At 65.1% G+C, this 9,819-nt stretch carries 8 protein-coding genes; 1 reads left to right on the top strand and 7 read right to left on the bottom strand.

Annotated elements, in window-relative coordinates; translation table 11 throughout:
• Positions 1-16: 16 nt before the first annotated feature.
• Both ACIGGF_RS19035 and ACIGGF_RS19030 read right to left on the bottom strand, forming a co-directional pair.
• A complete protein-coding gene (locus ACIGGF_RS19035) occupies positions 17-442 on the bottom strand; it encodes a PPOX class F420-dependent oxidoreductase (RefSeq protein ID WP_397522719.1) in 426 nt (141 codons plus the stop codon).
• A gap of 82 nt (positions 443-524) precedes the next feature.
• Positions 525-1,979 carry an amidohydrolase family protein gene (locus ACIGGF_RS19030; protein WP_397522718.1) on the bottom strand — a complete coding sequence of 485 codons (1,455 nt, stop codon included), beginning with the start codon at positions 1,977-1,979 and terminating at the stop codon, positions 525-527.
• An 82-nt stretch (positions 1,980-2,061) separates the two neighbouring features.
• Here ACIGGF_RS19030 and ACIGGF_RS19025 point away from each other — a divergent pair, with 82 nt between their 5' ends.
• The gene (locus tag ACIGGF_RS19025; RefSeq protein WP_397522717.1) at positions 2,062-2,496 is read left to right on the top strand and encodes an acyl-CoA thioesterase; all 435 of its coding nucleotides are present in this window, start codon (positions 2,062-2,064) and stop codon (positions 2,494-2,496) included.
• Here the strand turns inward: ACIGGF_RS19025 and ACIGGF_RS19020 are convergent.
• From ACIGGF_RS19020 to eat, 5 genes are read right to left on the bottom strand one after another with little or no spacing between them, the layout of a single operon-like run.
• A complete protein-coding gene (locus tag ACIGGF_RS19020) occupies positions 2,472-4,421 on the bottom strand; it encodes an acetoacetate--CoA ligase (RefSeq protein ID WP_397522716.1) in 1,950 nt (649 codons plus the stop codon). The genes ACIGGF_RS19025 and ACIGGF_RS19020 overlap by 25 nt on opposite strands.
• Positions 4,422-4,452: 31 nt before the next feature.
• Positions 4,453-6,069: an AMP-binding protein gene (locus ACIGGF_RS19015; protein WP_397522715.1), complete on the bottom strand. Its 1,617-nt coding sequence runs from the start codon at positions 6,067-6,069 to the stop codon at positions 4,453-4,455.
• 55 nt (positions 6,070-6,124) lie between these two features.
• Complete coding sequence (gene eutC / locus ACIGGF_RS19010) at positions 6,125-6,922, bottom strand: ethanolamine ammonia-lyase subunit EutC (RefSeq protein WP_397522714.1); 798 nt, start codon at positions 6,920-6,922, stop codon at positions 6,125-6,127.
• Complete coding sequence (locus tag ACIGGF_RS19005; RefSeq protein ID WP_397522713.1) at positions 6,919-8,331, bottom strand: ethanolamine ammonia-lyase subunit EutB; 1,413 nt, start codon at positions 8,329-8,331, stop codon at positions 6,919-6,921. Before ACIGGF_RS19005 ends, eutC begins: the two co-directional genes overlap by 4 nt.
• On the bottom strand, positions 8,328-9,782 hold the full coding sequence (gene eat, locus ACIGGF_RS19000; RefSeq protein ID WP_397522712.1) for an ethanolamine permease: 1,455 nt from the start codon (positions 9,780-9,782) through the stop codon (positions 8,328-8,330). The genes ACIGGF_RS19005 and eat overlap by 4 nt, the downstream gene beginning before the upstream one ends.
• Between the last annotated feature and the right edge of the window lie 37 nt (positions 9,783-9,819).

Genomic DNA, 9,819 nt, shown 5'->3' with positions numbered 1-9,819 from the left:
CAAAGCTCTGCGGTCGTCATGCCGTCATGTCGAAAGCGGCAATTACCTTGGTAGGCATGAGCCGAACGATCAATTCGCCCGGAACTCCGTTCCGCCTGCCGAACTCGTCGGCTCGGTCGCGGCCCATGTATCGCGCTCCGATCTCGGTGGCCGTTCGCACCAGCTCCTGTGGATTCTCGTCGACCGACGCGACGCCCTGGACCTGGACGAATCCGTACGGCGGCGCTTCCAGATCGACCGTCAACACGATGCGAGGGTCCCTGCGTATCGCGCGTCCCTTGGCGGTATCCGCTCCGGTGTTGAACACGATCGAATCGTCTTCGACGACGAACCAGATCGGGGCGACCAGGGGCCGACCATCGGACGCGAGGTAGCCGAGCTTGCCCGTGCGGGTACCTGCGGACAGAAACTCTCGCACGCGGGGATCGGTGAAAGACGTCATCGAAGTCACGCTACGCGGGCTTCGCCCTCGTGCGCGTTGTGCGTACCTCTGCGTACGCAAAACGCGCACGACCCGCTCGGGGCTACACCGCTGCGTGGGTGAGCGCGCCTGCGCAGATCGTGGCCCTGATCTCCGTCTCCGCGAGATCGTGCACCGAGCGATGCTCGGGATGTTCGGCGAGAACGACGATGTCCGCCGCGTCCCCCACTCGCAGGGCCCCACGACCACCGCACGCAGCCTGCAGGGCGGCGTCGAGAGGTACTGCTTCCTCGAGGTACCACGGCGGTCGGTCGTCATCGGTTCGGAACACCGCCGCGGCGACGCCGGCCAACGGTTCGGGCGGACTGACCGGAGCATCGGAGCCGAACAGTAAAGCTGCCCCGCTGCGATGGAGCGTTCCGTACCCGTAGGCCACCGAGCGCCGACCGGACCACAGGCTCTCGGCGATATCGCGATCGGACATCGCATGCTGCGGCTGCACCGACGCCACGACACCCAACGCAGCGAAGCGCGCGATGTCCTCGGGCAGTATTTGTTGCGCATGCTCGATCCGACCGCCACAGCCGGCGCGCTCGAACGCATCGAGGGCGATGCTGTTGGCCCGGTCGCCGATCGCGTGGATCGCCGCCACGATGCCATTGCGTGACGCCCGCGAGACGAGCTCGAACAAGCCCTCCTGGGTCTCGAGCAACAGACCGTACGCGTCGTCCCCGTCGATACCCGGATACCGATCGTGACAGCACGCCGTTCTGGTGTTGAGCGAACCGTCGAGCATCACTTTCAGCGGGCCGCGCCTGACCAGTTCCGAGAGCGCCGAGACGTCGCCGGTACGTTCCCCGCGCTCGAGTGCCTCGCCGAGCCACTGCGGCCACACCGTCGTGTCGACGCGCACCGCCGGCGATCCCGCCGACAGGCGTCGATCCCACACCGTCTTGTTGTCTGCGAACTCGAAATCCACGACGCCGGTGACGCCGCGTACCGCCAGCGCGGCGGTGGCATCGAGCACGGCCCGGTCGAGTTCGGCCGGATCCTCCTGATCCTCGAGCGCCATGACGGCCTCGAGGCCGTCGACATCGCGCAGCACCCCGGTGGGGTGATCGATTCCCAAGTCCGCGAGTAGCGCGGGGCTCAGCCACAGCGTGTGCAGATCCATGCTCGTCATCGCCACCCGGACACCGGGCAGCGCGTTCTCCAGCAGATCCTTGTGCGGCTCCTCGGGCCACTGCGCATCACGGAAGCCGTTGGCCCGCACCACGGAATCACCTGCCGTTCGCGCATAGGGAAATACCAGCGCGACGGCATCTGCGGCCGACGACGCCGAGCCGACATCGATACGCCGACGCGCAGCCGCCCATTGAGTCAGGTGCACGTGCGAGTCCACGAACCCGGGCAGCGCGACCCCGCCTCCCCCGTCGAGTATCTCGAGGCCGGCACCGCGAGAATCCCCGGCGGGGGCGATCGACGCGATGAGCGAGCCGACGAGTTCGATGTCGAAGAGAACGCCGGAACCATCCAGTGCGACATTGGCGATAATCACTCCTGGCACTCTAGAGCCTTGGCACTCCAGAGCCTCGGCACTCCGGAGCGTCCGACGCAGGCATGCATGACATCCTGGTGCGATGCAGACAGAGCCCACCGGTCCCGTCGGATACCACGCGACCGTGACGGTGCGCTGGTCCGACATGGACGCCTTCGCACACATCAACCACGCGCGGATGGTGACCCTCCTGGAGGAGGCGCGTATCGAGTGGCTGCTCAGCGAGGGCGAGGCCAACGAGTCTCTGATCAAGAGTGCGTTGATCGCCAATGTTGCCATTGCATACAAAAAACCGCTCCGACACTCGGACGGGCCCCTGGACGTCACTCTGTGGTTCGAGAAGGTGCGAGCCGTCGACTTCACCATCGGCTACGAGGTCCGCGCCGCAGGCGCAGCACCCGAGTCGCCGCCCGCTGTGGTGGCGACGACTCGGATGGCGATGGTCGACGTCGGTGCCGAGACCCTGCGCCGTATCGCGCCGGAGGAGAAGGCCTATCTCGCGCGCTGGACTCGCTGAAACTCGGTCGCCCGGTCGACGAACCACGCCAACGCAGCCGGGTCGTCGACGGCACTGGCGTCGAGAGTGCCTGCAGCAGTAGCACCTTGGAACAGTCGTTTGAGCGGCACCTCGAGCTTCTTGCCGGTTCGAGTGTGGGGTATCGCGGGGGCGGTCATCACGTCGTCGGGAACGTGCCTGGGCGAGGCCTGCGTTCGGACAACGGATTCGATGCGTTGACGCAACTCGTCGGTCATGCCGCCCGGAGCCACCACGAACAGGGGCATCCAATATCCGCCGTCGGGTAGCTCGATGCCCAGAACGAGCGCCTCGGTGACCTCGTCCACCGATTCGACGGCCTGGTAGATGTCGGCGCTCCCCATGCGAATCCCGTTGCGATTGAGCGTGGAATCCGATCGCCCGTGAACGACCACACTGCCGCGATCGGTCCGGGTGATCCAGTCGCCGTGACGCCAGATACCCGGATAGGTGTCGAAGTAGGCGTCGCGGTAACGAGATCCGTCGGCGTCGTTCCAGAAATACAGTGGCATCGACGGCATCGGCTCGGTGACGACCAGTTCACCGACTGTCCCCCGAACGGGGTGGCCATCCTCGTCGTAGGCGTCGAGGGCGACGCCGAGGAACGGCACCGACAGCTCTCCGGCCCAGACGGGCGCGGTCCGCACTCCCCCGGCGAACGCGGATACAACGTCCGTACCGCCGGAGATAGAGAAGACCGGCACATGGGCACCTAGCTTCTCCGACAACCAGATCGACGACGATGCAGGCATCGCGGACCCGGTGATCCCGACGGCCCGCAGCGCCGAAAGATCATGATGATCGGAACCGGGATTCGCATCGGCCTTGATGCACGAGAGTACGTACCCGGGGCTGGTTCCCAGGTACGTCACCCCCAGCCGGCCAGCGATGTCCCACAATGCATCCGGCGCCGGGAACGCTGGATTTCCCTCGGCGCACACGATCGTGGCGCCGACCAGCAAACCGGCGACCTGGAAGTTCCACATCATCCAGCTGGGGCTGGTGTACCAGAAGAAGACATCGTCGGGTCCCAAATCGGATTGCAGCGCAACGGATTTGAGATGCTCGAGCACCACACCGCCGTGACCGTGCACGATCCCCTTGGGTAGACCCGTGGTGCCGGACGAGAACACGACCCACAGCGGGTGATCGAACGGCACGGCTACCGGTACCAGGTCTCGGCTCGCAGCGGTGGCGTCGGACCAGCTCACTGCCTTGCTCGACGCCTCACCGGTCATCACCACGGCTCGCAGCGTCGGCAGCCCCGAAATGAGCGCGTCGACATCGGCGGCCTTGTCTCGGAACTTCCCTCCGTAGACGTAGCCGTCGGCGGTGACCAAGGCCGCGGGCTCGAGCTGACCCAGGCGGTCGAGTGCCGCCGAGGCCGAGTAGTCCTGCCCACACGCGGACCACACCGCCCCCAGGCTCGCGGTCGCCAAGAAGGCGATCACTGCTTCCGGCACGTTCGGGAGATACCCGACGACGCGATCGCCGCGGCGTACTCCTGCGTCGGACAGGGTGCCCGCCAATGCACCTGCCCGGGCGAGCATCTCCTTCCATGTCACCGTCTGCGTCGAACCGTCCTCACGGGCGTGGACGATAGCGGCGCGGCCGGGTACGGCGTGCCGGATCACCTGGTCCACGTAGTTGAGTTGCGTCCCCGGGAACCACTGCGCGCCCGGCATACTGCGCTCTGCGAGCACAGTCGTCGGCACGCTGGAGGAGCGGATCTCGAAGAAGTCCCACACGGCCCGCCAGAACAGTTCCAACTCGATCGTGGACCAGCGCCACAGAGCGGCGTAGTCCGGCAGCGTCACCTGGTGGCGTTGCTCGACGAACCGCGCGAACTCGGTGACCCGAGCGTCGGCGAGATCGGAGTCGGTCGGCGTCCACATCGCACTGTCCATACATCCGAGTATGTCAGCAGGGCGGCCGCCGTCAGATCAATCCGAGCGACCTCTCACGCATCTCGACCTTGCGGACCTTGCCGGTGACCGTCATCGGGAACTCGTCGACGACGTGCACGTACCGCGGGATCTTGTAGTGCGCCAACCGTCCGTCACAGAACTCGCGCACCGCAGCCGAATCGAGCGGCGCAGCACCGTCTTTCATCATGATCCACACCATCAGCTCCTCGCCGTACTTCGGGTCGGGGACACCGATCACCTGCGCGTCGAGGACATCGGGATGGGTGTAGAGAAACTCTTCGACCTCGCGTGGATAGATGTTCTCGCCGCCGCGAATCACCATGTCCTTGATGCGCCCGGTGATCGCGACGTAGCCGTTTTCGTCCATGACCCCGATATCGCCGGTGTGCATCCACCCCTCTTCGTCGATGGCCTCGGCCGTCTTCTCCGGTTGCTCCCAGTAGCCGAGCATCACCGAATAGCCGCGGGTGCACAGCTCACCCGCCTCGCCACGCGGCAGCAGGTCGCCGAGGACGGGGTCGACGATCTTGACCTCGAGGTGCGGGCCGACGCGTCCGACGGTCGACACTCGCTGCTCGATCGAATCGTCACTGCGAGTTTGCAAAGACACCGGCGACGTCTCTGTCATGCCGTAACAGATCGATACCTCTGACATTCCCATTCGATCGATCACCTGCTTCATCACCTCGGTGGGACACGGCGATCCGGCCATGATGCCGGTGCGCAGACTGCCGAGGTCGAAGTCCTCGAAGTTCTTCAGTGCCAGTTCGGCGATGAACATCGTCGGGACTCCGTAGAGCGACGTGCACTTCTCCGTAGCGACGGCCGTCAACGTCGCAACCGGATCGAACGAGGGTCCGGGAATGACCATTGCTGCGCCGTGCGACGTACACGCGAGGTTGCCCATCACCATGCCGAAGCAGTGGTAGAACGGCACCGGTATGCACACGCGGTCCTCCGCCGTGTAATGGCAGAGCTCACCGACGAAGAAACCGTTGTTGAGAATGTTGCGATGACTGAGCGTGGCGCCCTTGGGGAAACCGGTTGTCCCCGAGGTGTATTGAATATTGATGGCATCGTCGGCACCGAGCCGCTCGGACACCTCGGCGATCACGCTCGGAGTCTTCGCCAACGCTCGATGCCCACGATCGGTCATTGCCTCCCACTGGATGCTGCCGATGAACAGCACCTCCCGCAGGGACGGCACCTCGGGGCGCACGTCGTCGATCATCGCCGCATAGTTCGAGCCCTTGAACTCCTTGGCCGACAACAATACCGAGACCCCCGCCTGCTTCAGCACGAACTGCAGCTCGTGTGAGCGGTACGCAGGATTGATGTTGACCAACACAGCACCGATCTTGGCCGTCGCATATTGCGCCAGAACCCATTCCGGGCAGTTCGGAGCCCACATTCCGACGCGGTCCCCCACCTCGACCCCGGCCACGAGCAGGCCGGCCGCCAACAGATCGACGTCTGCGACGAACTCCGAGTAGGTCCATCGCCGCCCGGACGCAACATCGATCAACGCATCACGATCCGAGTAGAGCGCCGCATTGCGAGCCAAATTCGCGCCGATGGTGTCGTCCAGCACCGCTGTGTCCGACGCACCCGAAGAGTAACTGTCCATGAACCCCACGGTAGTGAGCCAGATCACGCACAGCCACCCCCGAATTGGGGGGACGTCACTCGAGAGTGAGGGCCTCGCTTGCCTCGAGCACATCGGCTCGCGAGGTGTCCTTCAACGCCACACCCGACCGCCCGAGCTTTCTGGCCCCGGCCAGCAGACCGGCCACGATCCGCGCCGACTGCGCATACCCCTGCCCTTCCGGCGGATGGATGTTGGAAATGCAATTCCGATCCGCGTCGGTGCACCCGGGCATCGGCAGATGCGTCAGGTAGATGCCGAGACTGTCCGCCACCGACAAGCCCGGGCGCTCACCGATCAGGACCAGCACCGTCCGCACACCCATTGCCGCCGCGATGTGATCACCGAGCGCGACACGAGCCTCGGTCGCGATCACCGGAGCCGCGATCGAATATCGATCGGCAAGCTCTGCTTTGAGCGCCTCGAGCATCGCCACACCGTGATCGGCGAGCGCACGCGGAGACAACCCGTCGCCCAACACGATGCCGATCTCGTCCTCGGAATGCGACACCGCCGACAGATCTTTCGGCTGCCGGCCCAAATCGGGCCGCCGGAGATACTCCGCACGACTCGTCGCCAACGACGTCACCACCGAGGGTGCACCGAGACCCACCTTCTCGACCCGGCCCGCGAACTCGTCCACCTCGAGCGGCATGTGCACCGCGTCCCGCGCCGCAGCATGCGCCGAGCGAAACTCGAGCACCCGCGTGGTGGGCAACGAATCACCGATGCGCCCCAGGCCTATCCGCGCCTGCGTCATCGCCCGCAACTCGCCCCAGAAGTCTGTTTCTGAATCTTCTCGTTCCGCAGGCACTGCTCCCGATGTCTCTGTCATCGAGCACTCATCAAGGCCCGCAACGGCGATCCCGCTGCATCCACGTCGAGGACTCGACCGTCGGCGTCCACCATGCCCAACCGCGAGAGCCACGACTCGAATTCCGGTGCGGGCCGTAGACCGAGGACCTGACGAACGTAGAGCACATCGTGGAAGCTCAGCGACTGGTAGCCGAGCATGACGTCGTCTGCGCCGGGCACCGCGATGACGAACGCCACCCCGGCCGCACCCAGCAACGTCAGCAACGTGTCCATGTCGTCCTGATCGGCCTCGGCGTGGTTGGTGTAGCAGACGTCGACCCCCATCGGCAGTCCCAGCAGCTTGCCGCAGAAGTGATCCTCCAGGCCGGCCCTGATGATCTGCTTGCCGTCGTACAGGTACTCGGGCCCGATGAATCCGACGACGGTGTTGATCAGCAGCGGCTCGAGATCGCGAGCCACGGCGTACGCGCGGGTCTCGAGGGTCTGCTGATCGACGGGGCGGTCGCCGGTACCGATGTGCGCGCCCGCCGACAACGCCGAGCCCTGACCGGTCTCGAGATACATGACGTTGTTCCCGACGGTTCCGCGGTGCAACGAACGCCCGGCCTCGTTGGCCTCCCGAAGCAGCGGAATGTTCACTCCGAAGCTCGAATTGGCCCCTTCGGTACCCGCGATCGATTGGAACACCAGGTCGACGGGAACGCCCTTGTCGATCAACTCCATCGTCGTCGTCACATGCGAGAGCACGCAGGATTGCGTCGGGATCTCGAAGCGTTGCCGGATTTCGTCGAGTAGATGCAGCAGGTCGGCCGTCGCCTGAGGTGAGTCGGTCGCCGGGTTGATTCCGATGACCGCGTCGCCCGCCCCGAGCAGCAATCCGTCGAGCGTGGCTGCGGCAATTCCGCGGGGGTCGTCCGTCGGGTGATTGGGCTGGAGTCGTGTGGTGAGCGTTCCGGGAAGTCCGACCGTGGTTCGGAACGCCGACGTCACCTGCACGGCTCGCGACACCGCGATCAAGTCCTGGTTGCGCATTATCTTGCTGACCGCCGCCACCATCTCCGGAGTCAGTCCAGCGGCCACCGACTTCAACGTCGCCGCCGCGTCCGGGCTTGCGGTGACCTGGAGCAGCCAGTCCCGCAGACCTCCGACGGTCAGGTGCGATATCGCCCCGAACGCGATGCGATCGTGAGAATCGATGATGAGGCGGGTGACTTCGTCACTCTCGTACGGGACGAGCAAATCGTGCAGGAAGACGTCGAGCGACACCTCCGACAACGCCCACTGCGCCGCGGCCCGCTCGGCATCGGATTCGGCTGCACAACCGGCCAGCTCGTCACCCGACCGCAGCGGCGTGGCCTTGGCCATCAAGTCCACCAGCCCCTCGAAAGTGTAGGTGGTGCCCGAGACCTGCTGGGTGTAGATCGTCATTCCAGCTCGGCCTCGGCCTCGGCCAGTGCGGCAAACTCTTCGTCCGGCGAATTCGCGACGAGGTGGTGCCTGCTGTAGATGCCGAAGTAGGCCATGAACGCCACGAACACTGCCAAACACCACAGTGCCGCAGTGGAATCGACGACGAAGGTAGCGACAACGGCAAGTGCCGCGATGACCAGAGCGAACCCGGTGGTCACGACGCCACCGGGAGTGCGGTACGGGCGTTCCATGTTCGGCTCGTTGCGACGAAGCACGATATGGCTGACCATCATCAGAACGTAACTCAGCGCCGCACCGAACACGGCCATGTTGAGCAACATTGCGCCCTGACCGGTCAGGGAGAGCAGGAACCCGATGACGCCGGGCACGATCAGTGCCAGCGTCGGTGCCTTGCGAGAGTTGGTGATGGACAGTGTCTTCGGCAGGTAGCCCGCGCGAGAGAGCGCAAAGAGCTGGCGGGAGTACGCGTACATGATCGAGAAGAACGACGCGACCAATCCGGCCAGGCCGATGTAGTTGACGATCTTGCTGGCCGTTCCGTCACCGAGGGCTTCCACCAACGGGTTTCCCGATTCCTTGACGGCGTCGGCCCCGCCCGCTCCGGTCACCAGGAACAGCACGACGGCACCGGTGACCAGCAGAACACCCATCGCGGCGATGATGCCTCGCGGGACGTTCTTCGTCGGATCCTTGGCTTCCTCCGCGGCCAGCGGCACGCCCTCGATCGCGAGGAAGAACCAGATCGCGAACGGGACGGCAGCCCAGATGCCGAGGTAGCCGAACGGCAGGAATCCGGAGGCTCCGGCGGCATCGGTGGGCGCGATGTCGGTCAGGTTGCTCGCGTCGAACTGGCCGATGGCGGCGACGGCGAACACGATGAGCCCGACCAGGGCGATGGCGGTGATGACGAACATGATCTTGAGGGCCTCGCCCGCGCCGGAAAGGTGGATTCCGATGAACACCGCGTAGACCACCAGATAGACCCACCACCCGTCGGTGATCCCGAACAGTCCCAGCGATTCCACGTACGCACCGATGAATGTCGCAATCGCGGCCGGCGCGATCGCGTACTCGATCAGAATGGCTGTCCCGGTGGCGAACCCGCCCCATGGGCCCATGGCCCGGCGGGCGAAGGTGTAGCCGCCGCCTGCCGCGGGCAGTGCCGAGGACATCTCGGCCATTCCGAGCACCATCGCGAGGTACATGCCCGCGATGATGATCGCCGCGATCAGCAGACCACCGAAGCCACCCTCGGCGAGACCGAAATTCCAGCCCGAGTAATCGCCGGAGATGACGTAGCTGACTCCGAGGCCCGCCAGCAGGACCCAGCCGGCAGTCCCCTTCTTCAGAGTGCGTTTCGCCAGATAGTCATCGCCCTCGACGTGCGATTGCGTACTGTCGTGCGTGCCGGTTCTCGGACCGGACGACTGGGGATCTACTACGGACATTGCAGGCCTCTCGTAGCCGTTGCGCTCGGCGCGGATT

This window comes from Rhodococcus sp. NPDC078407, from assembly GCF_044542515.1.
Taxonomy (GTDB): Bacteria; Actinomycetota; Actinomycetes; order Mycobacteriales; family Mycobacteriaceae; genus Rhodococcoides.
The sequence above is the reverse complement of the archived record's forward strand: the minus strand, read 5'-3'. Positions and strand labels throughout refer to the sequence as shown.

Excerpts from the sequence above, each read along its gene's own strand:
- ACIGGF_RS19035 (WP_397522719.1), bottom strand. The coding sequence starts at position 442 with ATGACGTCTTTCACCGATCCCCGCGTGCGAGAGTTTCTGTCCGCAGGT.
- ACIGGF_RS19025 (WP_397522717.1), top strand. The coding sequence starts at position 2,062 with ATGCAGACAGAGCCCACCGGTCCCGTCGGATACCACGCGACCGTGACG.
- ACIGGF_RS19020 (WP_397522716.1), bottom strand. The coding sequence starts at position 4,421 with ATGGACAGTGCGATGTGGACGCCGACCGACTCCGATCTCGCCGACGCT.
- ACIGGF_RS19015 (WP_397522715.1), bottom strand. The coding sequence starts at position 6,069 with ATGGACAGTTACTCTTCGGGTGCGTCGGACACAGCGGTGCTGGACGAC.
- eutC (WP_397522714.1), bottom strand. The coding sequence starts at position 6,922 with ATGACAGAGACATCGGGAGCAGTGCCTGCGGAACGAGAAGATTCAGAA.
- ACIGGF_RS19005 (WP_397522713.1), bottom strand. The coding sequence starts at position 8,331 with ATGACGATCTACACCCAGCAGGTCTCGGGCACCACCTACACTTTCGAG.
- eat (WP_397522712.1), bottom strand. The coding sequence starts at position 9,782 with ATGTCCGTAGTAGATCCCCAGTCGTCCGGTCCGAGAACCGGCACGCAC.